Genomic DNA, 26,479 nt, shown 5'->3' on the forward strand with positions numbered 1-26,479 from the left:
AACGTACAATGAATTGCAAAAATTACTTACAATTGCATAAGATTTAATTGTACTCACCCTAAATTTTTATCTGTTAAAAAACTTTGCAACAGAACCGATAAGGCTTTAAAATGCTTGGATAAAGAAGATACTCCTATCCTTCATTCAGATCAAGGTTGGCACTATCAAATGGATAGATATCAATATATTTTAAGAGAAAATAATATAACTCAAAGTATGTCCCGTAAGGGAAATTGCTTAGATAATGCAGTCATTGAAAATTTCTTTGGCTTATTAAAATCTGAATTACTTTATCTTAAAGATTTTGAAAGTATGGAACACTTTAGGGAAGAACTAGAGAATGATATTTATTATTACAATAATAAAAGGATTAAGGCAAAATTAAAAGGATTGCCTCCTGTAAAATACAGAATTCAATCCTTATTAGCTGCTTAAATATGTGTCTAACTTTTCGGGTTCAGTTCACTTGCGGTAACAGTTACATAAGGCGAGATGTTGGAGCATCTCGTCTTCTTTAGTTTATGCGAAAACTATCTTTATGATACTTCTACACATATTATAACACCAACTATCGTACATGTCATGTGTATTCATCCACTATAGTTAGGGAAATAACACAAAGTATTTTTAATACGAAATCAATTTCGTTCCTGTTTCAAAATACTTTGCAGGAGCATAGCTTTTCCCATTCCGATCCTGAAATTCACTTCCAATATATAGCGAGATAATCATTGCGATAACTCCAATAAAAATCGTTCGTTTCATACGCTGTTTTTTCTTTTTATCCATTCGAAAATTCCCCTTTCTACGTAAAAAAGGCACACCCCATTAAGGGATGTGTGCCTTGGGTTTATCCATTCAGCTACTAGTTTAAGAAGGATTATATACTTTTATCGATTCAACTAATTATATAATACTATTTAACTAATTTTTATTCTTCATGTAGTACCAGTTTGATAAGTCTGTAATTATGTGTTCTTTTCCAACCCAGTTCCATCCAGGCGTTTGTACAGGGAATGGGAGGTCTGCAAGCACCCTTCTCTTCTTAAAGTCATCATACGCGACACCTTTAATTTCTACGTCATTAGTCAGGCACAAGCTCATTTCATTAACACCGGAAGGATTTGTCTCAACATTGAAAGAATACTTTCCATCTTTCGTCTTTAATGGTGCATACCATTTTTGTCCACCATCAATAATTTTCTCTTGTCCATCCCAATATAAAGACTTAGTTGGTCTTTTACTATCAAAGACATGTCCCGTTATTTCAGACAAATACATATTTTCAGGTAAGAATTTTGATGTTAAGCCATTATTAGAAACACTCTCTAAATCATATGTTGTTTTTAGTCCTTCATCTGCAAATGGATACTGTGCCGTTGCTTTTGTAAATACACCTGGATAATTGGCATTCCAATCATTTTTATATTTTCCGTTAACTTCATAAGAAAAACCATACCCAGCATGTAGCTTAGATGGTGCTAAATTATCAATACTTCCACTTAATGTTTCATAGAACATTTCTCCCACTGTATCCTCTTTTGACACACGTTCACTTACTGTTTCTACCACACCTTTTACACTCGTTACTCCGCACATCCCTTTTTCATGAGATGGTGCATAGATAGCTGTTTTAATAGGATTATTTTTGTATGTGGTTTCTTCTATATCTAGACGATTACCAGCAGGGTTAATTTCTGCCTGAATTGTTCCTTTCCCCTTATGTTGCCAGCCAAGGTTCAAGGTTTTCTTTTCTCCCTCTGTTAATCTTACCTTTTGAGATGCTACTTGTTGTCCATTATGTTTTAATACAACTACTGTTTCTAGATTTGCATATTTTTCTTCTAATTTATCTAACTTTTTAATTTTATCCTTTTCTTTTTCTAGTTTTTGTCTTGCCTTATCTAACCTACTTGCAGCACTATCTAGTCTATTTTCTTCCCAAGAGCAGTCCCTATCATAGTAGTGATCCTTCCCTTCAGCATCTACCTCATGAATTGGATTACGACGGCAATAACTAAGACTAGACTGCGCACTATCTCTATCGGATTCAGAACTATTTACTGCTTGTTGGGACTTATTAATATTGTTATTTACCTTTGCTCTATATTGGTCACGTTTTGGTTTAAAATTATCACGTGATACATTTATTCTTGTTTTTATATTCTTTCCTTCTCTTGCTGTTTCTCCTTCGATTCTGTCACTAGAAAAGTCAATTTTATATTTAGAGTCATCTTCATTACCTGGATCTGGGTTAGGTGTCACTTCAGTACCACAGTTACCATCTATGGTGAAATCAACAGTTTTCTCATTTGATTCCCTTTGAACAGCATCAAGGACTTTAATTTTCGCAGTATATCGGCCACACATTTGTGGCTGCCACTTTAGTTCTTCTGACTTAAATTGCCCTGAATCACCTTCATTTGGTTTTTGATTATCTTTTTGCGGAGTTGAACGCAGATAATTTTCTTGATGATACACGGTTTCGCTATCTTTTGTAATATCTAACATCCATTTAACTCGGTTCCGTTCTCCAGCAGCTTTTTGATAAGGGTTTACTGTTGTTCCATTAGGATCTCGGTCATTGTATCCTTTATTTTTACTTACATATTCAAAACCGCTAAATGTAAATTTTACGGGTATATCTCTTTTCCCACTCATAGCTTGAAAGTCTTTTACTTGAGGTTTACTTGTACGTACATACCACAAGCTATATCTATTTATATTATCTACACCACTAGCACCAGCGTATCCACCAGAAAGATATGCAATGTCACGAATCCAATAAAACTGTCCAAGTTCTCTAAAACTATCATAAGTTTGTATCATATGTTTATCCATATATTCTAAAACAAATTCTAGGTTTCCCCAATATTTACTAGAAATAACAGAATTATTTACCCTTTCTATTTCAGTCACCATACGGTCACCCGCTGGTACTTTACCATTTAAATAACCTTCATTTGCAATTCGAATGTATGGCTCTGAAGTATCTTCAGCTTGTACTAAATTTTCCCTTGGGTTCTCCCAATTAAAAGAACCGTTATATACTGCAGGAAAGTGCACATCGGCCTTATATAAAGATTCTTTAGCTGCATATCCACTTCCAGGTCTATAATATTTTCCTGGCAACTGTAAGTTAAGTGAAGTCAAAAACGAATCATTTTGACCGTTATAGAATGGGACATCGTTGTTTTTAGCACCTGCCATACTAGGTACAGCAAGCATAGTTGAAGTACACATAAATAGTAAACCTCTTTTAAATTTCATTTTTTTCTCCTCCCGAAACATAAAAAAGGACACACCTTACGTACCATTGGGATGGTACGTAAGGTGTGTCCTTTACGTATGCTTAATTAAATATCATATTCATATTTTATAATACTTAGTATATCATTATTTTGTTTCAATTTGAATATACATTGTATCAAAAGCTGCAGTTTGACCAATACGGACTTTATAATTACCTTTTTGATAATTGTTAATAGAGTCTTGTGCAATAGTTTCATCAATTTCTTGCTCTAAATTCAATCCACTTAAGAAGGTAACCCATCGTTTAGCTAATTCTACAGTTGCTGGATTATTATCTAAAAAATAGATTTTATAATTACTATTTACAGAACCTTCAATTGCGAATTGTGCACCTATTGAACCAGCTGGAAGATACATATCTTTATCCAAAATACGTACTCCTCCTCTTAAATCTTTATATTTAAGATTTGTATTGTACTTTTTATTAATATCTTTTACTATATTTTGTGCTTCTGTTGATAATTGTTTTTGCACACTTTCATTTTTCAAAGCTTCAGGGTTATAATCAAAGTCAGGTTGTGCAATCTCAACGTCTAATCCCTCAGGTACTTTAGGCTGTTCTGGCTTCACTTCTGGTTTTTCTTCTGGTTTTGTTTCAGGTTTTGGGTCTGGCTTTTCTTCTGGTTTCGTTTCAGGTTTTGGATTTGGCTTCACTTCTGGTTTTGTTTCTTTTTCAACTGCATTAATAGAGTTGAATAAGAACTGGCTATACTGTTCACGAGTTACATGCATTTGTGGTGAATATTTATTACTTCCTGTACCAGCTGTAACACCGTTTTCCTCTAATGCATTAATTGCATTATATGCCCAAGAGTTTTTATCCACGTCAGTGAATGACGTTGTTTTAGTAGCTTTAAATTTAAAAGCATTTGTAAGCACTTGTGCCATCTGCTCACGAGTTAAAATATCATCTGGACCATATTTCCCTTCACCATAGCCAGCAACAAGACCCTCTTTAGCAAGTGTTAAGATTTCTTTTTCAAACATATGTCCTTTAATATCTGTAAATGAATTTTTGAAGCTAGCATCTGCATCTGCTGGTTTTACATATGCATATATCATACGAGCGACTTGTCCACGAGTTACATTGTCACCAAAACCAAAAACATTATTTCCGTATCCTGCTACTACTTTACGGTTTGCTAGATCATAGATAGCTTTTGTAGACCAATGATTTGCTGGAACATCATTGAACTTTAATGAATCTGTGTTATCAGCGGCTTTCGCTGTAAATGCTCCTGCTCCTAATAAAGATGTTCCCATAATTGTTAGTGCCGTTGCGGTTTTTAAAAATTTGTTTGCCATTGTTTGTTCCTCCAAATATATTAGTTTTTTCATAGATTCCTTTATTGTACAGAATTTAAATATAAAATCCATATAATTTAACATACAAATTAATTAATTAATTATTGTTTTTTTATAACTGTTGTTCTATATGGAAAATATAACCATACAGAGTAGGCTTGTAAAGTATTTTTATATATTTATCTTTAAATATATTTTTCTAGCAAAAAAACTACACTTTTCATTATAGTTTTTTACCTCTTTTTATACATATTGATATTTTCAACGGAAATAGATTTGTCCCATTCCATCTTTGTTAGCCCATATTGATGCTTTCACACTTTCTATCCCTATCATTTTAAAAATAAAGAAGTGATGCTCAGCTTTTATCTTAAAATTCAATGGCTGATTATGATCTACGCGCCCTTTTGTATATTCATATTTCCATCCATCCATATTCTGCTCTTTCATTTTCTTCTCTATATCAGGTATTAGATTTACGTTTTTTCCTTCATATATGTACTGAAAACCACCTGTTTTTTCTGCTAACTCTACTGTACTAGAAGCAAAATCATGTGCCTTTATTAACTGCATTCCATACAGTACACCCTCAGGTATAAGAGTTATCAATAATAAAGAAAGCGTTAGAAAAAGCGCTGTTGTTACTATATTTTGCATTTCTTACACACCTACTTTCTCTTATTTATTTCACGTTTCCTCCAGCTTTCTTGTTGTCAGAATCTGCTTCATAAATAAATATGTGTTTTGCGTTACTTTTAATGCTGCCTTTCTTTTCATTAAATTGTTTAGTATAACTAGCAGTCTCGGCTTCTCCTTCAACCGCAATCATTGCAGGTTGCTCTTGTACAGCATGTACAGAAAACTCTCGTTTTGATGCCGGATCCTTAAATGTTGCATTTTGTTTATAAGACTTTTCAAATTCTTTCTTTGCGATTGCTGGTTCAATAGCAATTTCTTCTTGTGTTCGTAAAACACCTACTTTTACGGCTTTATCCATTGCTGTACTTCCAGCACGTTCTAATGCAGACTTATTATCTGCGTGTGTTGTATCTCCAATAATCATATCCGTCATTAAGAATAAACAGCCAACACATAATAATAATGATGCAGCACCTATAATAAATTTTTGCATCCCTTTTCATCCCCCTTAACTTTCAGACTTTCGAAATCGGAATCCACTTAATATAGAGCTTTTCTTCTGTTTCAATAATTCATTTGGTAGCAGTAGCTCTGCTATTTCCTTCATTTTTCCTTCTAGCTCTTTATAATAATTCCGACTAGATAGTAACGTACTGCTATTCAGTTGAGATTCAAATACATCCTCAACATCATATGGTGGTAGAGCAGTTAATAACTTATTTCCAAAACATTCTTCTACTACTTCCTGCTTTAAAAGTGCTGGAGAAAATTTATTCCCAATGATTCTCGTTTTCTCTAAAGCTAAGTAAGAAACAATCTTTCTCTCTTTTTGTGTAAGAGGATGTGCTATCTTTAGCAATTGATGTAGCTCTGGTTCTGCTACAAAGAATATGTAATCTGCCATTTCACATATTTTATGGTATAAATCTTTATCCCAATCGCTCCCTGCATCAATAATAGAAATAGGTGCTTCTTGGTTACCCAATAAAACCTTAATAAAATGGTCGAAGTCCTGCTCAGTTTCATTTTTTAACTCTTGGTCTACAATAGGATTCTTTACGATATAGTTTATTCTCCCTTGCTTCCACTTTTGAATTGATAATATATCAGACTCCTTCTGTAACATCTCTTTATATCGCTGCAACATAAATTCACTACGATAGTTTTCTGGTGCTTCTGTATAGCCCTTTAGTAACGGATACGTATAGCCCTCATCATATAGATTCTCTATATAGTTCACATCTATATGTAGTTCATTTAAATACGCAGCTAAAAGATGTGAAACAAAGGTAGCTCCACTTCTTCTACTCATACTGGCCACAACAATTGTTTTCCTTGGAATGGCAATACCAATTTTTTTCCCATATACCGGCTCAAAAGCCAATTTATACTGTTTTTTAATAATTGGTGCTTTTGGCGTTTTTTCCTGAATAGACTTACGTTTTTGTTTGTTTTTAAATCGTTTGGAATTAGAGGCAGATTCATTGTTGCTATCTTCCTCTAATTCCCTTGATACTTCTCCTTCTTCCTCATCAACAGGAACTTCAGGCAATTTCGTTTGTTGCGGCGCCTGACTTGCTCCTACAATTTCTGCTACATTTTTAATATCCGATTCCTGCAGCAGCTGAGGGATGACTTTATTATCAATATCAATTTTACGAGAGTTAAAAATGTCATAGATACCTAGATAAATCAATTTCGCCAAAAACTCATCATCATTTTCACGCTCTGTAAATACCACAATACGAATATCCCGATTAAAGCGAATATCTCTTAGTTTTTGTAAGATAATCAATTCACGTTTCTCTTCATGTCCCGTATCAATATTTAATCGTTTGTCATTAATACATAGAATATTGGGCTGTTCCATATCTAGAATTTCATCTAGGTACTTGATGTGCATCACATCACTATCAGCCACTTCAAATCCCGCACCAATAAAATCCTCACGTAAATATGCCGTATATACAGTATCACTAATAGCTAAAACGATTTTTTTCAACATAGTTAACCTCCTACAAACTCTAACGTTGGATTAAAATCATGTTTTCAATTGGAATCTGTGCCTGAAGATGAACCTTCCCAATAATCTCATTCAGAATATACTCGATTTCAACTTGTTCCATTGGACGTGGAGCCCCAAAATCAGAATTTAGTTTTACTCGTATTTCTAATCGATCTTGTATCTCATGTAAAGGTGTATCAAGATAAAGAATGCTGTAGTATAAAACACCATCTTCAATATTTTTTTGAATCATATCCTTTGTTTGATAAATAAATGTAACCTCAGCAACCTCAATAAAAGGGTCGTCAATTGTTACTTTACTATTCCAATTTAGATTCCAGATCTCACAATGCTCTTCTGCATGCACAACAACTCCATTAATTGAAGGCGTAATAGCAAAAAGACGATCTACAGGAGCTTTGGTTAACGAAGTAATCTCACCTTTCTCTAATTCAAAACCTTTTTCCAATCGCTCATGTTCAAAAGCACATTCAGCACCAGCGAATGCGATTTCACAGAATACTTGTTCTAGTAATGGATGAATCCCCTCATATGTTCGTACGGCAAACACACAAAACTCCTGTGTTTCATCTGTTCGAATAATTTCGTATAATTCAAATTCAGATGCATTCGCTAAGGCAAAAGGAAGATCTTTCATAAAGTTCGGATCAGTATATAAATTGTCTGGAATTTGTGTTTCGGGATGATGTATAAACTCTAGGCAAAGTTGATACCCTTTTAAAAGCGCATTCTTAGCTGCTGCTGGGAATAAAGTTTCAAAACGTTTTACATTATTTTTAAATTTTTGTTCTTCAACTTCGTTATTAAATTCTCTTTCTTGTAAGATATTTGTTCTATTACCTAACTGCAAAAAGTAATGATTAATCATTCGATTAATACTTTCCTCAAATGTTGTATTATCCTCACAATACTTTGTAAATCTCTTTTTACTCAGGTTTACAATTTCATTCATAGCCTGGATTCTCCCTCTCAAATGTAATATATACAAAAAAAGACACACCAATGGCAGGTTATGTGCCTTCGGTGTGTCCGTTTAGCTAGAAATTAAATCTATTAATTTGTATATTAATCTTGAGTAATTGTCATTCACACATAAGAATAAAGCTATAATTTTTAAAAGTCAATAGCTTTATTACATCCTTGTGCACATATATCTATCCCTCTTTCTCTATACTTCCATGTATCTAAACTCAAAAATACAGTTAATTACACAAACTTCTATATTAATCAAACAATTTTTAGAATAATACAATGTACAGAAGATTATTTACGATTAAATTTATAAAACTACTTAACATACAATCGCCCCCATATTAATATTATGTAAACAATAATAGCCCGTTTTATAATACACACTCCAATTCACATATAGATCGACAGTAATATATAAAGAAAAATCCAAGGAGAATTGTTAATTTCATATCAACATTTTAATAGAATAAGTATTTATATTAGATACCATTAACCTCTTATAAGGTACACTTCTTAATAGAAAAAATTATAAATAACCATCTATTAATAACAATATACATTTAGATTTTTGTCAATTTCATTTAGAAAAACTATTAAATTTCAATAAATTCTTTTAACACACTACTATATTTAAGAAATTACACCAATAGATCTGGAGCTTTCGTACAAATAACTATAATCTTTATATACAATTGAACTTTCAAAACTACATTATCTCTGTTATTGATGTCATATGAACAAGAAAAACCCACTTTTTATCAAAACTCACATTGACATATCAACTGACATTGATATGTCAATAAAAAATCAGAGAGAAATGTTAATTTTATATCAACAGTTTTTATGTAATATATACAAATACTCACCAACAATCTAAAAAAATGTTTTGACAGTAATATTATTAATAGCTATTGATTCTATAATATAAACATTTAGTAAATTAATTACTTATTAACAAAATATAAAACTTCTAATCAAATACAAATTTCAATCTATTAATAAACTATCACATTAACATTTTATCTTTTTGGTTAACATGAAATTGACAACAGAATATAGTAAAATACTTAAATTCAATCTTATGTTAATGATAGTGGTGCAGGTATTTGCAACAGATTCAACCAATAATTATTTATATGTTAATTATACACACTAAATTAAACAATTATACATTCAGATCCTTGTCACTTTCATTTAAACTAACTTTTACATGTCATTCAAATCTTTTAGCGTACTACTATATTTAAATGCTCACTTCAAGAAACCTGGAACTTTTGTACAAAATACCATAATCTTTATATACAATTGAACTTTCAAAACTACATTATCCCTGTTATTGATGTCATATGAACAAGGAAAGCCCCTTTCGAAATACGCATTCACATTTACATATCAACCGACATTGACATGTAATCACAGGCCCTTCAGTAAATGTTAATTTTATATCAACAAATTTGACGCATAAAGCATAAATACTCATTAACAACTCTATAGGAAAACAATTTGTTAATAGAAACATTGTTTATAGCTATTAATTCTGTAACTTAAAATTATAATAAATAAATTAATTTCCACAAGATATACAACTTCTAATTATGTGCCAAGTTCAATCTATCAATAATCTATATGAAACTATCGTATTAACATTTCATTCTTTTAGTTAACATGAAATTGACAATAGAATATAGTAAGATATTTAAATATCGATCTCATGTTAATGATAGCAGAGTAGATTTAAGGGATTATACATTCAGATCCTCGCCGCTGTCGTTTAAACTAACTTTTACATGTCAATCAAACCTTTTAGCGTACTACTATATTTAAATAATCACTTCAAGAGACCTGGAGTTTTTGTACACAAAACTATAATCATTTTATACAATTGAACTCTCAAAACTACATTATCTTTGTTATCGATGTCATATGAACAAGAAATAACACCTTCACAATGCGCACTAACATTTACATATCAACCGACATTGACATGTAATCATCAATCTTAGAGTGAAATGTTAATTTCATGTCAATAAATTCAATACAATAAGTATAAATACCCATTAATAACCCTATAAAAACAGTTTATAATAGGGATATTATTAATAGTTATTAATTCTGTAACATGAACTTATAATAAATTAATTACTTACTAACAAGATATGACATTTCTAATCATGTATAAAGTTCAATTTATCAATTACCTATATAAAACTACTCTATTAACATTTCCTCATTTTAGTTAACATGAAATTGACAATAAACAATAGCAATGCGTTTAAATATCGATCTTATGTTAATAATAGGAGTGTAGATGTTTGTAACGGAATTAGTCAATAATTAACCACATGTTAGTTCCTCCACTAAATTAAGCAATATTACAGAGGGATTAAAAGACTTATTCAGTTAATTTGAATGAGTCTTTCATATATTTGATCCCATATACATAAGACGCTTTAATAAGAACACCACCAATACAGCGATAACTAATGCTAGTTCAGTTAACAAGACATTGATATTTATTTACCAAAAACCCTTTCTATGTCAATCTCACATCTCGTGTTAATGTCAGTAGGGGTTGAAACTCCATCCAAATTGATTAATTTCCACCTTTAACAAAAGCTATCCTGTTGAAAATTAAACAAATGACATATTGAGATTGTTTGAAAGTCACAAGTGTTAACGCAGTGACATAAATCTATCTCAAATATTCCATACACTATTAAAATACTCGTAAATATCCTATTGATCGTGACATAGAGTGGACATTAAACCTTAAAGTGGATTCACAATAATTCTAATCCTATATTCCTAGCTATATTTGTCCTCATAAAATACTACTAATTTGGTTATATTATTACCTTTTTTTCTAGCCATTATACATTATAATTTAAATTCCCTAGCTTACGTCAGCTTATTTTCTGCACTATCATTGATTATCTCCTCATAACTTGTTTACAAAATACCTATATTTCCTTATCATTAGTATTAAGTAACGTGTTTTGTTAATCTCATGGCAACTATCATTAATCCTGCTAACATAAAAGATAGGGTTATCCATTGATAGAACATTGCCATTTATATACTTAGGGGTGACAATAGCATCAACAAATTAAGCGTATTCTATATCAATAGTTAATGTTCTGTTAACAAACATTCGATTACATGTTAATTTTATATTTCATGTGAGCTACTGAATACATAGGGATTTGCATACATATTAGCGAAATACTACCTAACATGTTAATTTCAGTTCACATGTTAATATCAAATTGAGTGCTCATGAGCTGATTTTTAAGGAGGTTGTTACAATGATTGAACAAAAAAGCGAATCACAAGACCATCAAATTAACGATGATGACATATTAGATGATAATATTTTTGAAAAGGCATGGCGAATAACTGAATTCTCTAAACTAGTTGGACGTCATCACAATACCGTTTATAATTGGTTCAATATTTTAGAGGAAAAAGGGCTCCACGAAACGTTAAGAACCCAAAATACAAATGAAAAACTTTATAATACATTAGATCTTGAAATTGCTCTATTTATTAAGCAGAAAAGGGATGAGAAATGGTCTTTAGATGCGATTATTGACCTATTACCACACCAATTCGATTTAAGACCTGTATCATTAGAAAATCAATCAAATGAAGTGTCTACTGAATTAAACCTTCAGGCCACTGCAGAAATCATTGAAAAAATGGTAGCTAAACAGTTAGAAGAAAAAATAAAACATATTGAGTCTCGTTACGAAGAGAGGGTAGACAGTATACTTAAACAGTTACCACAACCCGAAGATGCAGAAACCATAAAATTACGACAGCGCCAAGATAGACTTGATAATTTCATTATTGAGCATAGGGCACGTCAGGAGTTAAGAAAGCAGGCAGAAGGCCTGTGGAATAGTAAAGCTGCAGAGGAACGTACTAGAAAGGTAGGATGGTTTAAAAAAGAGGAAGATTTGGGTAAAAAACAACTCTTCATTGAACAGTATATACAGGATAATATAATTGATTATATAAAATCTCTTATGAATTCTGTGGAATAATAAAAAAGTCTGGAACTTAGTCCAGACTTTTTTATTATTTTGTAGTACCAAACATCTTATCTGGATCTAGAAAATCTGCTAAATCTTCATCTTCATTTGCTCCAGCATTATTATTTTCTTCGTCACTACCCATATCGATAAAATCTCCAAATGCAAAACCTAAATCCTCATCCTCATCAATACTCTCGATAGTACTAATTTGAGACTTTGTAAACTGAATTTGTCTTTGTCTTTCTTTAAACTCATTAAATTCTTCAACTAATCCTTTAGATAATCTCGATGGTAATGCATCAGTTTTATAGAACGTATATACACTTCCTAAGAAATCATTTTTACTTACCAAATATCCATTAAAAACTGTACCGTTTATAGGTAGATTATTTGAAACTTCTACCTTAGCATCATCCATAAAGGAATCATTAATGTTTTTTTGCTCATCTAAGATAGCAAGCATACCAAAATGATGTACTTTTGACGCTTCTACAGAACCGTCGTTATTCTTCTTCATCAAATCAATTGGGGGATGGAAAGAGCTACCTCTTAATGATTCTTGGAACATCTCGATAATTGCATGGCTATTTTCTATCTGGTTCATATTACGTGAAACCTTATTAATTACTAAACAGCCCGTTTTCTCAAGTAAAATACGCTTAAAGTCTTGAGAATCAAGTATTACAGATGTACCAGATCCATTGGCAGCGGTATTTAACTCATGAATGATTTCACTAATGCGTTGATTTGCATAATCTCGTGAATTGGCGATACCTTTTTTCTCATTTTCATTTAATTCCTTAAATTCATCGTAGAAGTGCTGGTTATCAGCAAATACTACAAAGGCTACACCTTTGGATTTATCATTTGCTAATTTCCAAATCTCCTGTGAAAATTTATTTACTTGTCGTAATACATCCGGCCCATCTGCTCGGACAGGAAGTGTTACAACAATCCCCATTTTAATAAAATCTTTGCGCTCAATAGCATTTTCAAAGGCAATTCGCGCAAACTTTGCTTGATTTGCTTTGATTTCAGACATTGGATATTGCTGAGCAACTTTTTGTAATTCTTGTCTGATTACTGGTTTATTATGAAAAGCCGAAAATTCTTCAATAGCTTTAATAATTGTAGAAGTTCCTGTTCCTCCACCTAAACCTGCAAAGAATAAAACAAGTTCATCAGAAGGTCTTACACGTTCAGTAATAAATTCTTTTAATTTATCTTTTGCTTCCTCATTTGAATCAAGAACTTTTAACGCACGCTCAGGGTTCTTACCTAAACCACCTAATTTAAGTGAAACTTGATTACTTTTTGGTACATTTTTTAATTCAGCTAGATCTCCATCATTACTATTTAGTGCTAAGCAATTATATACTGCTGTGCCATCTGTATGTGTATATTCCGCAAATTTATCTACCATTCTAGTACCAGCTTGACCAAATCCAACCATTGTCATTTTAACTGCTACTTCATTTTTCAAGAAGTTTTTTGCCATTACTTTATCTCTCCTTATTTACCTTTTTTCTTTTCCCTAACTCAATAAGTACTTGTTGCCCTCTATAAGTTGAGATTAAAAATTTATATGGATGCATAGTCTTTTCATAGATTAAAGACATTGATGATAGCGTACTCACACTTATTTCTGCTGAACGTCTAGATATATTTGTACGTTCAACTTCTAATGAATAGGATTTACCTTTTTTCTTCTTTACTCTCCTATCAATAACTACATTTTCCACTATTTCATTAATCGATATGCCTCTCATGTACTTTGTCTCTTGAAATTGTTTATTTACTACGTTTCCTATGTATAGAAATACACTGTAGAGTATCTCATCTTGTTCAAGTATATCAGCAAACATGTTTACTACTTCATCTGCAAACTTGATTGTTTGATATTTTTCACTTAAAACCTCGTTCAAGTTGTCCCCCCCTTAAAACATTGGTTAATTATTCCTAGAAACATAGTACATCATTACACGTCGTATATCAAGTCATTATAAATAAAACTTATATATAGGTCTTATATATAAGACTTATATTAATAAATTCATAAAGAATCCATGTTTTATAAGGATTTATATATACAGCGTATATATAACGCGTATACATGTTATATCAATCTTAAATTTCATGTGATTTACATTTTAATTAATTGTAATAAAACACTGTAGAAAAAACTGATAAAAACACATGAAAAATCACTCTTTTTTATTAACATGACACTCACAAAAATATGTATACGACTTATATATAGGTTTTATATATAAGTCGTATACATAAACGCTGTTATAACAACAATAAATCAAATTTAATTCACAACAATTATTTGATATTATTTTATATAAGCTGTATAAATAAGTTTCTTATATAACTCTTACTTATACAGCTTATATAAATCGCATCTAAAATATGCAATATCCAAGCACCTACCATCATACGTGTGTATATATTTTACTAAAGAGATTTCATGAAGATCTTATAACAATTCACACTAAGTTTTTTTATTACTTAATTGGTTTGAAGGGATCTATTTCTTATAAGGACGATAATTGTTAATGTTATGTTAATGCGCTGTTCTTTACCTAGTACTTGTTAGTTCACATGAATGGATATGTTAACAGAAAAAAATATGCTCTGAGCCTCATTTAAATACAATTCCTTGTCAATTTCAGTCATTCTTAGAAAGCCATTTGGAGAGGCTGTTAATTTCATATGAACACCAGAGATCATCTCAAATTATAATTAACATGTTAAAAAGAAAGTCCAAGGTTAAGCTGATTGATGCAATAGTTCTTAAGATCCCTGTAAATAATCTTTTAAACTAAGATATTCTAATAGTATTATGTTAAAAAATTGCATCACTGCTATGAAAAAGGAACATTTATGTATATGGAATTATTAACAGTAAGTTCTTATCTTATTAACATCAAAGTGATACTTACATTACACTAAAAGTCTTATTAATTTAGTAGGAATGATGATAGCAATTAGAACTTCACATAAAATTAACAACTAATTAATTTCATGTGAATGGAACCTTTTTGTTAAGTACATGTAGACATACTCATTATTTTTTTGTCTAAATGAATTTATGAATTTATAATTTTATAAGATAGAACACGTAAAAGAATAAGTTAAATTTTCACACTGAATCTGTAACAAACGTAAGAGAGGGCACTTCAACAAAAAGTTTACTTTCTAAAAAATATAGGGAAAGCAACTTTTTGCTATCAAAAGTCCCATTATAATTCTTGAATAATTGTAATCAATCAAAATGTTATTATTCCTATCTAATAAATGTTAGGACGTTATAACATTATTTTATTAACAAAATTTCATTATAACTATTGTTAGCTGTCTTGTAGTATATCGTCCTAACAATATAAAATATTTAATAGATCCATATAAACCCATACTTTATAAGAGATTTATAATTGTAGTTACCATCCCAACTCTGGTGTACAAAATTTGCTATCTCTGAAAAGCAAAACCTCTTATTCATATTTTGTTGTTTTACAATTCATATATCAATGTAATATTATATTAAAAATGATAATTATTTAATTTAAATCTAATTCAGCATAAGAGGTGTATACTTTGTCCGGAGAAGTGTATAAATATAAACGTCCAGGTACCAAAAAACATTTTCACTTAAAAGAAGCAGACGTTTTTATGTTAACAGTTTTATATTACAAAAGAGCTCTTACAACACGACAAATCACAATGTTATATAGTGCATTTGAGGGAAGAGAATGTTCTGAAGCTAGCATATTTACAAAGCTTGATCGATACTCACAATACGGAGCTATGCTAACTAAAAAAATAGATAAAAGGGATGACAGCATTACGAAACGCGCCTTATTTGCCTTAAAAGAAAAAACAATTGAATTTTTAATGGAGATAGGAAGAATTCCTAAAAAAAGTTCCAAAAGAAGGTACTCACGAGCAACTTCTTTTCACACAGTATGTTCACGCGAAGTCATTATCCGTACTCTTCTAGCGACTACAAAGAAAGCTCAAACCAATGAAGTATTATATAAAGTGGATATTCGTTCTTTTTACCAGAAACAAAATATGACAATTGAGGATGACCAGTTGCCTTTAATTCCTGATGAACATATTTCATATCTAGGTAAAAATATCTATATCGAGATGGATATGTGTAAAGAAACAAATGCTACCTTAGTTGAAAAAGTAGGTAAGTACATAGAATTTTCACAAAAAACGAATGAGAATATAACCGTTGTTTTTGTTATGTACGACAAATCTATGTTCCTTGCTGAAGATGCTGAACCACCATACGTGCGGATGAAAAATCTATTATTTTCTATACGGAAATTTCATGAAATATTAATAAATCTACCCAATCTACATGTACACGTCTGCTCGCTTAAAAATGCTGGAGATGTAATTTCAGATATCATCCTTGGAAAAGATGATAATCAAAACTTTGAACAAGATATTCTTTTATCTTTATCTCAACGTTCAGTAGGAGATGCCGATTGGCGTTACGCATTTGTTGAAAGGGTTCAAGCGTTCAAAGAACCAATAGATGGAGGCCTTCGACGAACGTATAGGAGAGATAAAGATGTTATCCAAGATTTCTTCTTTATTTTCGGAAATGAAAATGATTACCGGATGATTGCTAGACTAGACGATGTCATATTTTCAAGAAAAGAAGGGGACGAAGGCGTTCCACTTGTTGTTATTTATCCGAAGCGTGAAAAACCTAGAGATATTCTTTTAATGAACGCTTATCACAACGTTCTACTGCTATCCTTACAAAATGAAAGTGTCACTATAGAAGCGGATGAACAGATCCTGGTACGTACTGCAAATAACATTCATCCGAAAAGACGTAAACTTGTAGAATTATATTAATCTATTATTCTCTATATAAAACTATATAATTTTATTGATTCTTATTATTTAAAGTGTTAGAATAACGTTTGAACATATAATGAAAACTACAATCAAATCAGAACATATGAAATTAAGGCAAGCGACACACGCTGTTTTTACAGTGGGTGTCGCTTGTCTTTTTTTATATGGAGAAAGGTGGAAAATGATAATGAATTTACAATTTGCAACAACAACGAATGGGGGAGTGCTCTCTGCAAGAGAAGCATTTAAGAACCCAGAACTTGTACTTAAACATATTACAGAAGAGGGTGCAACGTTTAATGTTTCTCTACAAGATATCCAAGTTCCAGGAAAGCCAAATTACTTTTGGTACGATGTCATAATTGAAACGGCAACAAATAAAAAAATAGAGGTGAATATTGCAGTACTTTCTCAAGAAGAGTATGACCAACTATGTGAAAGAAGTAGTATTGATTTATATTTAAAACAAACCGAAGATGCAGCGAAATTCTTTTTAGAAAAATCAAAAGAACAATTTAAACCAGAATTCAATAATCGCTTCACATTCCATCATAAAATTCAAATATATCTGTAAGATGTAGGTGAATTTCTATGGGGACACTTAAACAACGGTTACCGTTATGTACTACAATCACCTTAATTAGTGGATTTATTTTTTCATTTGGATTCGGTCTAGTAAACTACATAAAGTTACTCTACTATGCATTTGAACCACCGTCTTATCCTATAGAAATTACATATATACCGCTTATTTTAATGTTCTTCTCTTTACTATTAGGAGAATTTAGCTTTAGGTTTTACAGTCGCATTCCTGCTTTACATGTCAAAAATGGAAATTTGTTAATTTTAATTATCTCTCACATTGCAGTTGATATCCAATTTTTATGGTTTGCAACTGCTCCGATCCATGCAAAGGTTATTCCTTATCTCACGGATAAATCAAAACATATTAATTTTGGTGAATATGAGGCAATAGGCCAGGTCTTAACAGGAAATTTTCACACATTCACTTTGATTTTTGTATTTTTACCTACAGTATTTATGATTTTGTTCACACTTTGGTATAGTGGCCATATTGTTCGTTACCGAGGGGAGATATTAAAGTGGGTACAAAAATACGAATATAAAAATTACAAGTTACAAAAATGGTTTAATAGCCAAGAAGAACAAATATATCCTGATGTAGAAATTGGGCCTCATATTGGGCATAAAGAGATGGTTCGTATTAAGGGGAAAGATAGAACGCTAAATGGAATTATTATTGGTCCAATTGGTTCTGGTAAAACATCAAGTTTAATTATTCCTATGATAAATCAAGATTTACACTGGATGGTACGTTTCATAAATAAATTTGAAACAGCGTATAAAAAGAATGATTATGATACAGAAGAAGTAAAAGGAACATTTTTAAATGGTGTGACTGTTATTGAACCTAGTAATGATTTATGTCAAAAAGTATTTAAGTTGGTACAAGCACATAAGATCCCTGCAAGTTCTGTTTACTATATCGATCCAACTAATCCTGATACCAAAAATATAAACATTCTGCGAGGACCAGTTGATAAAGTAGCAGAGGTTTTCGCAATGGTTATTCAAGGTTTGTCTGAATTTAACAATGCGTTCTTTGAACAGGCCCAGCGTAACCACCTTAAACAACATATCTATTTACTAAAACTACACAACCCACAAAAAGATGTTACCTTCGACGACTTAATTGAGATGTATGATGATGTAGAACGTGTCCATCGTATGCATAAGCTTTTAAAGGTCCAAGTAGAGAAGTTATATGATTTTGTTCAAAGCAGGGCTGCTTCACGTGACCAAAAAAATGAATATAAAATTATAAAAGGTATTGATGAATGGTTTGATAATACCATTCGTGAAAAAACAGGCTTCCAAGGAGAACCAGCAGTTTATAAATTAGGGAAATATCGCGGACAACCAATGCATTATGACAGAGAAGAAGAATATGTTAAAGGTTTACGTAATATCTTAAAAGATTTGGCTTCAAACGTTTTAATACGACGCGTTTTATTTGGAACATCCGATTTTGATTTCGATGTTCATTTAGAGCAGGGGGGCATTTTACTTGTTAATACAGCGAAAGGAGAGTTAGCAGACCTTTCAAACGTATTAGGAAAATTTATATTGTTAAGTATGCAGAATGCAGTATTCCGTAGAGAGCCAAACATCTCACCTTACCATCACATTATTGTCGATGAGTTTCCGGATTATGTTGTGCGGCCATTTAAAGAATTCCCTGCACAATCTCGTAAATATAAAGTAATTCTAACAATCGCTAGCCAAACACTATCTCAATTAGCTCTCGACTTCACAGAGCAATACATGTTTACCTTACTGAGCTCATTCCGTAACAAAATGATATTTGGAGATGTAACGCCATATGATGCAAAAATCTTCTCTGTCATGTTTGGTGAGAAAGAGGAATTTAAAGAGGCGGAATCGGAACAAGGGATTTCTCCTATGCAAGAGAATCCTGTTAGTCGATTAGGATCAACCTATCAGAAAACAAAAGAAGTTATTATGTCACCAGGAGATATCATGGCACAAGGTGCATTCATCTGTGCTGCCCGTATTGTACAAGACAATCATGTCCAACCCGTACAACAAATTACGAGTAACTTTGTACCAAAAGAAGAATTTGTTCAAGCGGTTATTCAGGTAGATATGGAAATAGGACGATATTGGGAAAATGAACGTCTCCGTCTTATTAATGAATCTATCGTCAAAGCAAATCCTATAAAGCATGTAGATGCAGAGAAGATGAAAGAATTTGTACCTTTATTCCCTATGCAAGATGAGGAAATGGAGAAAGATATACCAATAAAATTACAAGGTGAGCAACAATACATTGTATCATTGGAGAATTATAGAGGACATAAATCCGAAAGTACAACCTCTTCTAACGATTCTGCAGTTGTCAGCCAACAGACCGAGGTTGATAAAGAAGAGGCAGAAAATAAATTGTATAAAGAAATTAAAGGATTCGTTATTGAATCACAACAAGTCTCTCCAGCCTTTCTGCAAAGAAAATTTAAAATTAGCTATATGAAAGCTGCTCAATTTATTGAGAAGTTAGAACAAAATCAAGTTGTAAGTTCTTATGCAGGGAATGGCCCTCGTACAGTTCTAATTTCAAATGATAATAGTATACCAATATTACCAAGAGAATCAGATATTAATACTACCCAATCACCTGAAATAAGTATAGAGAATACTATGTCACAAGAAGTAACCATTTCAGGCGAAGACAACGAGGTCACGCAAGGAGAGACAAGTTTCTTTAAAGATATTCTATTAGAAGAATGCCCTGAAATAAACATGGAAGTAGAGGAAATGAACAAAGAATTATCTATTACTACACTAGAACAAGAGTGGGACAAAGATTCCATAATGCATTCCGAAATTTCTGATGAGACTGCACCATTTCCAGAAGAATCCCCAGAAAATGGACTTTCAATTTCAATAACAGGTTATGCAAAAACAAATATAGAATCTACCCCAATTTTAAAAGAAAAAAAAGAAAATGTAGAGATCAATACGATTCCAGTTACAAAAACGGTTGATCACATTGAAGAGAATAAGCTTGAAGAGGAAGTTGCAAAAGTTTACGAATCCATTAGCCTTACTGTTCATCAAAACTTAGAAAAAAACATGATAGAGACCATTGGAAATGATGAGGAACAGCGTGAATATAAATCCATGAGCTATAAAGAACAACAAAATCGCTTGAAATCCCAACAAAAAAATAAGTATAACAATACGCAATCACAGCTTAACAAAAATGAGCAACCAAAGACCAATATATCCAATGTTATGAGCAAAAGTCTGGATGATATCTTTGATAATATCGATAGTTAATCTATTAATATTTAAATCTTACATCTCGATAAACTTATATAATTTTTAAAACACCAATCTTACCTAAAATATGATAAAATAAAACTAATTGTTATGTAAAAAATATACACAAATAGAAATTAATAGAATTGAGGTTGATAGCTATCAAAAAATCTATGAATTTATTGTACTGTACCTTAATGTTTATAGGCGTAGTTTTCCTTTTAAAATTCTTTGAATACTTATTTAATATTACAATATATACTCAAATGAATGATTCTTTTATAATAACCTTGATTTTTTTGATAGTGTTTTTTCTACCTAAAAAAGTAAGACAATATATGTTTAAAAAAATTCATTGGTCGTTTTTTACCGACTTTAAAAATTACTTATATGTATTTGTGGGATATATCATAGTATTTGTATTATCACAGATTGGAAGTTTGATCTCTATAAAAGATCAAACAATAAATTCCGAAACAATACAGATTACATCCATGTCCTACATAGCAGTATTTATTTTAGGCGTGGCTATTATGACACCCTTTTGGGAAGAAATGTTTTTTAAAAGAATCATATTAGATACATTAGATTGTTACATTCCATTTTGGCTTAGTGTCTGCATAGTATCCATTATTTTTGCATCATTACATAGCATTCCAATGGAATATCGTATTTTTCCATTTGTATTGAGTGTTGTAACTAGCTTTATATATAAAAAAACAAATTCATTATTAGCCCCCTTTTTTATCCACTGTCTCTGGAATTTAACCAGTATTACTTGAAAGAGCCCTTTTTTGCAAAGGGCTCTCTTTTAAAAAGTATCCTTTTAAACTGGTACTCTATCCAGAGTTGTAATTCTTCTATTTATTGTTTCGTCAGAAATAAGCTGTCCAATTGGATTATATGTTTTAACCCTTATACGATAATCTTTTACTACATTATACTCTTTGAATTTACGACTTGATGAAGTCACTTTAGAACCTCCAAGTTTAACTGTAACTCCCTTATACGCAAATGATATCTCTCCTGAAAATGTTGTAGCAGTATTTAATGTAACAGTTCCCTTATAAGTTCTAGAAACTAGGGATTGAGACACGATACTACTTTTATATTGATTACAAGTAGCACATAAAAGTTTTGGATCTTGGACACCGAAGTTAGGTTGGTTTAATACAGCATTTTCATCTAAAATTTCAATTTCATATGTGTTTTGAGGTTTTGTTTCAGCTGAAGCAGACGGAGTAAACCCTACTAAAATAGGTATTGCTAATAATGAAGCTGAAAGACTTGGTATTATGCTTTTCTTTAACAATTAAATCACCCTCCTTTATTATTATTCAACCAAAAAATAACATATTTATATTAAAAATGGAATATTTTACTAGAATTTTATATATAAAGATTAAGAGTTAAATTTTGGAATTACAGGAATTGTTACTGTTTTTTTATTTCTCTTCTTAATCTACTTGTAACTTGTATTATAGATTTAATAATATTTCTACTTACAATTTTTCTATTAAACTCATACTAATTTTATACTTGCAAAATTTACATAATACCATTATATTTTAATTAACAACTATATAAATAAAGCATAACTTACGTGAAGGACACACCTTACGTACCATTCCAACGGTACAGGTGTGTCCTTTTTTACGTTCTAGGAGGAAAATATAATGGCAGAAGGTAAAGTAAACACACAAATTACAGAAGAACTAGGGATGGCCTTTGAACCACAGAACAACTCTATAGAGGAAATGCATGTAGAAGTAACCTTTAATCAATTTGAACGGGTACGAGAGCATGAATTAGAAGAATTAGCTCGTATGAAACGGGAGCGTACTGTAGGAAAAGGGTTAATTACGGTCGTATCTGAAAAACTGTTTCCAACTAAAAATGGTACATCAGAGCGTATACAAGTACTTACAATTGAAATTGGTACTCATACGACTGCATACTGTCCCATTACAGAGGCTGGAATCAATATTCCTAAAAACCCTCAGTGGCTAATAGGAAGGACCAAACCTGTTATTATTGGGCACTTCCAAAGAACTGAAGAAGGTAACTTCGCCGTCGTATCTATTACCGCGGGAGAACTAGCACTTCAAAAGAGGTTATATGAAGAAGTAACAGCACAAGAGGGGAATAAAGTATACACGGGAACTGTCTCCGGACATATTCCATCTGCACAAACTGTTTTAGTTGAGGTTCATGGTGTAACCGTAGGAGTGAGGTATTCCCAATGGTCACACTCATTTGTACGTCCAGAGAATATTGTGATTGGCGATGTTGTAGAACTTATCATTGATAAAGTAGTAGAAAAGAATGGCCGTTATGAATTTAGAGGAAATAAAAAGAAACTAGAAACAGATCCAATGGATAAGCTATTAGAGCTAAAGAAACGCCATGACCGATTTGTAGGTAAAATAGTAGGGGTAGATGCAATTGCTGGTATTTTCGTAGAAGTTGCACCAGGTATTCAATTTAAAGGACTAAAGAGCCGTAATCTTGCCAACCCAACTGCGGAAGATGCAATAAACCAAACGATTGTTACATGCGAGCTGCTTAATATCGATGCCAAAAATAGAAAAGGAACTGTACGTATCCTAAATTACCCCCAAGGACAGAGTAAAAAATCTAATTCGTCAATTTATCAATTTTAATGGATGATTATGCGTACAATAGAGAAACAATTGTCTACTTATGTACCATCTATTCCTCATTTATCAAATGAGGATGTACAGGGACTTCAAATATATCGAATACATGAACTGGATAAATCCTATGTATTCCATTCTTATGAAGAATTGGTTAAGTTTAAGCAGCGTTTGACAGAAGTACAGTATGCCATACTTACTTTCCTTGGTGTTCATACATCTGTTCGATTCAATCATTTACTATATTTATTCAAGAACAAATATTCACGTAAGAAAATAAATGATGCACTTCAAGGATTACTTTACTATCGTCTAATTGAAAAATGGCAGGTTGAGAGTTTTGATATGGAAATCTTTGAAGAAACATATACATTATCCGATAATGGTTATAAGCTCTTAAAATACTGGAAAGGTAATATGTTCTTCTTTGCTCCAGAGCGTCTTGATAATCACGGTAAATTTGTTCATCTACGCTATTGGCATGATATAGACCTACTTTGCCACCTGCGTTATGCTCCTTCCTTTATAGGGCATATTATGCATCCATCTATTAGTAAAGGGGTTTTTACCCCTCCTTTAAGTTTTGCTGCGCAGGGCGGAGTAAATCAAGAATTTAATTTTGTTGTATACTCTACCTTATTAACAGATAAAAAGGATCGTTTAAGACAAATTATCGCTAGATGGAGAGATTTCGTGGAGTCAGGTAAGGATGTTATCATAAAAGATTTAAGGAATAACCCTACAATCCTAGTTATTTATGTTTCTACTGAAAAACAAGCAAAGCAAATTAATAATGAACTACTACTTGATTTAATTCCTGGTAAAGTATTGCTATGTATAGGAGAAACATTACATGTAGAAGGATTACAACATGCTTTTTATCAGCCTCTTGCAGAAGGAAAGATTAAGCAATTAAATACAAAGCTATTCACAATAAACTAAGCCACCCTTACAAGCTATTGCTTTCTTTTAAAGGGTGGCTTGTTTATTGTATAAAAAGCACAAAATACTTAAAAACAACTTAAGAGAACTAATTATCCCGTGTCTACCTCTATACAAAGTACGGATTTTACGAAATAATACTACTTGATGCCTGTTTTAACAACAACAATAATATATATAGATGTTGTTATTATTAAAATAAAATATACAAGAAAGGAGTAATACATTGCTACGCATACAAAGAGGGTACATGTACGATCCGGATGATAATGAAGTAATTGTAAATGAAATTTTCTACGATGCGGCTTCAGATAAAAAGCTAGGAAGTAAGATGGGGGTATTTTGTGCAGTAAAGCTACCTACTGCTATTTTTCGAAAGGTTAAAGAAAATGAAAGTAAGTCCTATATGGAAAATATTGAAGTTGAAAAAGGAACTATTAGAGAACTACTTTTTTATTTAGACCAAAATCAAAAACCAGAAAAACTATATTTTGAAATGCAGTACATGAATTGACACCCCCACGGCTAAAGCCACATGCTGACTAACGTCAGTGGGATTCTTGCTACCAAAGGCGAAGTCTATTTCTAGTATCGCTGATGTGCAAGATTGCGGTGTGCCATCACCACTCCGTATCCAGTGCATATAGCAGATACGGCACTCGTTCTATTACCAAACGAGTCAGATTGTGAGTTCTCAAATGTGTTTTAGCGTCTTGTGCTTGACGACTCAATACATTTTACGGAGTAGAAGAATTTGTTACTCCAACCTCATATGTATTCTGTTTTCAGAGAACAAGATTGTTTTAGAGACTTTTACTTGTCTGTTATGAAAATCATACCATTTCAAATGCTTGATGTACAGAACGTACCTTCGGTATTTTATCTGTACATCGCATTTGACCTCACTCTCATCCCACCCCACCCCTAAAAGGGGTAATATCGCACCATAGTGGGCTTTCCCGTTCGGAAAATCTGTAATACCAAGAACCGAAAATAAGAGGGGATTTGTAGCAGGGGAAGCAGGGACATTATTATTCAATACATATAACAACTGCATATAAAACCTCTTCTTATATTCGTTCAATTAAAACAATTGAATACAATATAAAAATAGTTTAATATAAACGTATGTTTATTGTTTAATTGATTCCGTTTATTCCCACGCTTTATGAGTTGTGGTTGAGTTGTAGAAGCAAGTTGTGTTCTTGTTTCAATTATGAAAGGGCTTCTTTGAGCCGATTAATGTATATAGCTTATTTTGCTATGCACATTTTCAATCGACTTAAAGAAGCTCTTTTTATGTTGTCTTTAAGTTAGGAATCACTTGTAAATAGACCTTTTGGGCTAATAATATGCTAAGTGAAAAAAGCACATATATTGTGCTTTTTTGTTTAAATTAGAGGAGGGATCATATGAAACTTTACAAAGTACGGCATAAGAAAAAGAATGTGAGAGTAATATGTGCTCGTATTTCTTATGAAGCAGTAAGTTTTATTTAAAGGAAACGTACATGATTGCGATTGTGTGGAATAGCTAAACTATCAAAAATTAAGTTCAACCGAACAAACTAAAGTTATTCATAATGGATATGAAACATTAAGATTACTACAGGATACCTGTAATGAGATAAAAATTACTGGCAGTCCTTATACTCTTGTAGGAATAGTACAATAAAGAATGAATTCATAGCCTAACTTTTTAGTATTGTTAAGACTTTTTGAATTCAAAACGAAAAAAAGATATTTAGTGCTAATTTATGGTAGAGTAGAGAAAGAATGGAATATGCAAATTGTGAAATAGGGAATTTATATAGAAATAAGGTACTCGTTGCAATG

18 protein-coding genes and 1 pseudogene are annotated in these 26,479 nt (G+C 31.8%); 9 read left to right on the forward strand and 10 right to left on the reverse strand.

The window, feature by feature from the left end:
* Nucleotides 1–36: 36 nt before the first annotated feature.
* Nucleotides 37–435 (forward strand): annotated as a pseudogene (locus tag MKO96_RS12350) (transposase); the annotation flags it as partial.
* A gap of 192 nt (nucleotides 436–627) precedes the next feature.
* Here the strand turns inward: MKO96_RS12350 and MKO96_RS12355 are convergent.
* From MKO96_RS12355 to MKO96_RS12385, 7 genes are all read right to left on the reverse strand, one after another.
* Nucleotides 628–789, reverse strand: a complete 162-nt coding sequence (locus tag MKO96_RS12355) for a hypothetical protein (RefSeq protein WP_000358415.1) — start codon at nucleotides 787–789, stop codon at nucleotides 628–630.
* Nucleotides 790–924: 135 nt separating this feature from the next.
* Nucleotides 925–3,270, reverse strand: coding sequence for a hypothetical protein (locus MKO96_RS12360; RefSeq protein WP_240587584.1), 2,346 nt, complete (start codon nucleotides 3,268–3,270; stop codon nucleotides 925–927).
* A 126-nt stretch (nucleotides 3,271–3,396) separates the two neighbouring features.
* Nucleotides 3,397–4,650, reverse strand: a complete 1,254-nt coding sequence (locus MKO96_RS12365) for an S-layer homology domain-containing protein (RefSeq protein WP_240587585.1) — start codon at nucleotides 4,648–4,650, stop codon at nucleotides 3,397–3,399.
* 228 nt (nucleotides 4,651–4,878) lie between these two features.
* Complete coding sequence (locus tag MKO96_RS12370; RefSeq protein WP_240587586.1) at nucleotides 4,879–5,274, reverse strand: DUF4320 family protein; 396 nt, start codon at nucleotides 5,272–5,274, stop codon at nucleotides 4,879–4,881.
* Between the two features lie 25 nt (nucleotides 5,275–5,299).
* Complete coding sequence (locus MKO96_RS12375) at nucleotides 5,300–5,749, reverse strand: hypothetical protein (RefSeq protein WP_240587587.1); 450 nt, start codon at nucleotides 5,747–5,749, stop codon at nucleotides 5,300–5,302.
* Between the two features lie 15 nt (nucleotides 5,750–5,764).
* Nucleotides 5,765–7,261 (reverse strand): hypothetical protein, encoded by a 1,497-nt coding sequence (locus MKO96_RS12380; RefSeq protein WP_240587588.1) that lies wholly within the window; start codon nucleotides 7,259–7,261, stop codon nucleotides 5,765–5,767.
* A gap of 19 nt (nucleotides 7,262–7,280) precedes the next feature.
* Nucleotides 7,281–8,234, reverse strand: a complete 954-nt coding sequence (locus tag MKO96_RS12385) for a hypothetical protein (protein WP_240587589.1) — start codon at nucleotides 8,232–8,234, stop codon at nucleotides 7,281–7,283.
* A 3,325-nt stretch (nucleotides 8,235–11,559) separates the two neighbouring features.
* On the opposite strand from MKO96_RS12385, the gene MKO96_RS12390 reads away from it, so the two are divergent.
* Nucleotides 11,560–12,300 (forward strand): MerR family transcriptional regulator, encoded by a 741-nt coding sequence (locus tag MKO96_RS12390; RefSeq protein WP_046956050.1) that lies wholly within the window; start codon nucleotides 11,560–11,562, stop codon nucleotides 12,298–12,300.
* A 34-nt stretch (nucleotides 12,301–12,334) separates the two neighbouring features.
* On the opposite strand, the gene MKO96_RS12395 is transcribed toward MKO96_RS12390, so the two are convergent.
* Nucleotides 12,335–13,789, reverse strand: coding sequence for an FtsZ/tubulin family protein (locus tag MKO96_RS12395; RefSeq protein ID WP_240587590.1), 1,455 nt, complete (start codon nucleotides 13,787–13,789; stop codon nucleotides 12,335–12,337).
* Nucleotides 13,790–13,793: 4 nt separating this feature from the next.
* A complete protein-coding gene (locus tag MKO96_RS12400; RefSeq protein WP_016089810.1) occupies nucleotides 13,794–14,216 on the reverse strand; it encodes a hypothetical protein in 423 nt (140 codons plus the stop codon).
* A 1,678-nt stretch (nucleotides 14,217–15,894) separates the two neighbouring features.
* Here MKO96_RS12400 and MKO96_RS12405 point away from each other — a divergent pair.
* The 4 genes from MKO96_RS12405 (at nucleotide 15,895) to MKO96_RS12420 (ending at nucleotide 21,827) form a co-directional block, all read left to right on the forward strand.
* Entirely contained in the window at nucleotides 15,895–17,178 is a 1,284-nt protein-coding gene (locus MKO96_RS12405; protein WP_240587591.1) for a replication-relaxation family protein, read from the forward strand.
* A gap of 190 nt (nucleotides 17,179–17,368) precedes the next feature.
* Complete coding sequence (locus tag MKO96_RS12410) at nucleotides 17,369–17,755, forward strand: hypothetical protein (protein WP_048530099.1); 387 nt, start codon at nucleotides 17,369–17,371, stop codon at nucleotides 17,753–17,755.
* A 17-nt stretch (nucleotides 17,756–17,772) separates the two neighbouring features.
* A complete protein-coding gene (locus MKO96_RS12415; RefSeq protein WP_240587592.1) occupies nucleotides 17,773–21,063 on the forward strand; it encodes a DNA translocase FtsK in 3,291 nt (1,096 codons plus the stop codon).
* Nucleotides 21,064–21,539: 476 nt separating this feature from the next.
* Nucleotides 21,540–21,827 carry a CPBP family intramembrane glutamic endopeptidase gene (locus MKO96_RS12420; RefSeq protein WP_223261042.1) on the forward strand — a complete coding sequence of 96 codons (288 nt, stop codon included), beginning with the start codon at nucleotides 21,540–21,542 and terminating at the stop codon, nucleotides 21,825–21,827.
* Between the two features lie 44 nt (nucleotides 21,828–21,871).
* Here the strand turns inward: MKO96_RS12420 and MKO96_RS12425 are convergent, their stop codons facing one another.
* Nucleotides 21,872–22,357 (reverse strand): LMxysn_1693 family intestinal colonization protein, encoded by a 486-nt coding sequence (locus MKO96_RS12425; protein WP_240587593.1) that lies wholly within the window; start codon nucleotides 22,355–22,357, stop codon nucleotides 21,872–21,874.
* A 364-nt stretch (nucleotides 22,358–22,721) separates the two neighbouring features.
* Here MKO96_RS12425 and MKO96_RS12430 point away from each other — a divergent pair, with 364 nt between their 5' ends.
* The 3 genes from MKO96_RS12430 (at nucleotide 22,722) to MKO96_RS12440 (ending at nucleotide 25,158) form a co-directional block, all read left to right on the forward strand.
* Nucleotides 22,722–23,708, forward strand: coding sequence for an RNA-binding protein (locus tag MKO96_RS12430; protein WP_240587594.1), 987 nt, complete (start codon nucleotides 22,722–22,724; stop codon nucleotides 23,706–23,708).
* A 9-nt stretch (nucleotides 23,709–23,717) separates the two neighbouring features.
* The gene (locus MKO96_RS12435; protein ID WP_240587595.1) at nucleotides 23,718–24,644 is read left to right on the forward strand and encodes a hypothetical protein; all 927 of its coding nucleotides are present in this window, start codon (nucleotides 23,718–23,720) and stop codon (nucleotides 24,642–24,644) included.
* A gap of 226 nt (nucleotides 24,645–24,870) precedes the next feature.
* Nucleotides 24,871–25,158 carry a hypothetical protein gene (locus MKO96_RS12440; RefSeq protein WP_240587596.1) on the forward strand — a complete coding sequence of 96 codons (288 nt, stop codon included), beginning with the start codon at nucleotides 24,871–24,873 and terminating at the stop codon, nucleotides 25,156–25,158.
* The last annotated feature ends 1,321 nt before the right edge of the window (nucleotides 25,159–26,479 follow it).

This window comes from Bacillus sp. ES1-5 (assembly GCF_022487605.1).
Taxonomy (GTDB): domain Bacteria; phylum Bacillota; class Bacilli; order Bacillales; family Bacillaceae_G; genus Bacillus_A; species Bacillus_A wiedmannii.

Coding starts and splice junctions, on each gene's coding strand:
- MKO96_RS12355 (WP_000358415.1), bottom strand. CDS start 789: ATGGATAAAAAGAAAAAACAGCGTATGAAACGAACGATTTTTATTGGA.
- MKO96_RS12360 (WP_240587584.1), bottom strand. CDS start 3,270: ATGAAATTTAAAAGAGGTTTACTATTTATGTGTACTTCAACTATGCTT.
- MKO96_RS12365 (WP_240587585.1), bottom strand. CDS start 4,650: ATGAAAAAACTAATATATTTGGAGGAACAAACAATGGCAAACAAATTT.
- MKO96_RS12370 (WP_240587586.1), bottom strand. CDS start 5,274: ATGCAAAATATAGTAACAACAGCGCTTTTTCTAACGCTTTCTTTATTA.
- MKO96_RS12375 (WP_240587587.1), bottom strand. CDS start 5,749: ATGCAAAAATTTATTATAGGTGCTGCATCATTATTATTATGTGTTGGC.
- MKO96_RS12380 (WP_240587588.1), bottom strand. CDS start 7,261: ATGTTGAAAAAAATCGTTTTAGCTATTAGTGATACTGTATATACGGCA.
- MKO96_RS12385 (WP_240587589.1), bottom strand. CDS start 8,234: ATGAATGAAATTGTAAACCTGAGTAAAAAGAGATTTACAAAGTATTGT.
- MKO96_RS12390 (WP_046956050.1), top strand. CDS start 11,560: ATGATTGAACAAAAAAGCGAATCACAAGACCATCAAATTAACGATGAT.
- MKO96_RS12395 (WP_240587590.1), bottom strand. CDS start 13,789: ATGGCAAAAAACTTCTTGAAAAATGAAGTAGCAGTTAAAATGACAATG.
- MKO96_RS12410 (WP_048530099.1), top strand. CDS start 17,369: ATGAATTTACAATTTGCAACAACAACGAATGGGGGAGTGCTCTCTGCA.
- MKO96_RS12415 (WP_240587592.1), top strand. CDS start 17,773: ATGGGGACACTTAAACAACGGTTACCGTTATGTACTACAATCACCTTA.
- MKO96_RS12420 (WP_223261042.1), top strand. CDS start 21,540: ATGTCCTACATAGCAGTATTTATTTTAGGCGTGGCTATTATGACACCC.
- MKO96_RS12430 (WP_240587594.1), top strand. CDS start 22,722: ATGGCAGAAGGTAAAGTAAACACACAAATTACAGAAGAACTAGGGATG.
- MKO96_RS12435 (WP_240587595.1), top strand. CDS start 23,718: ATGCGTACAATAGAGAAACAATTGTCTACTTATGTACCATCTATTCCT.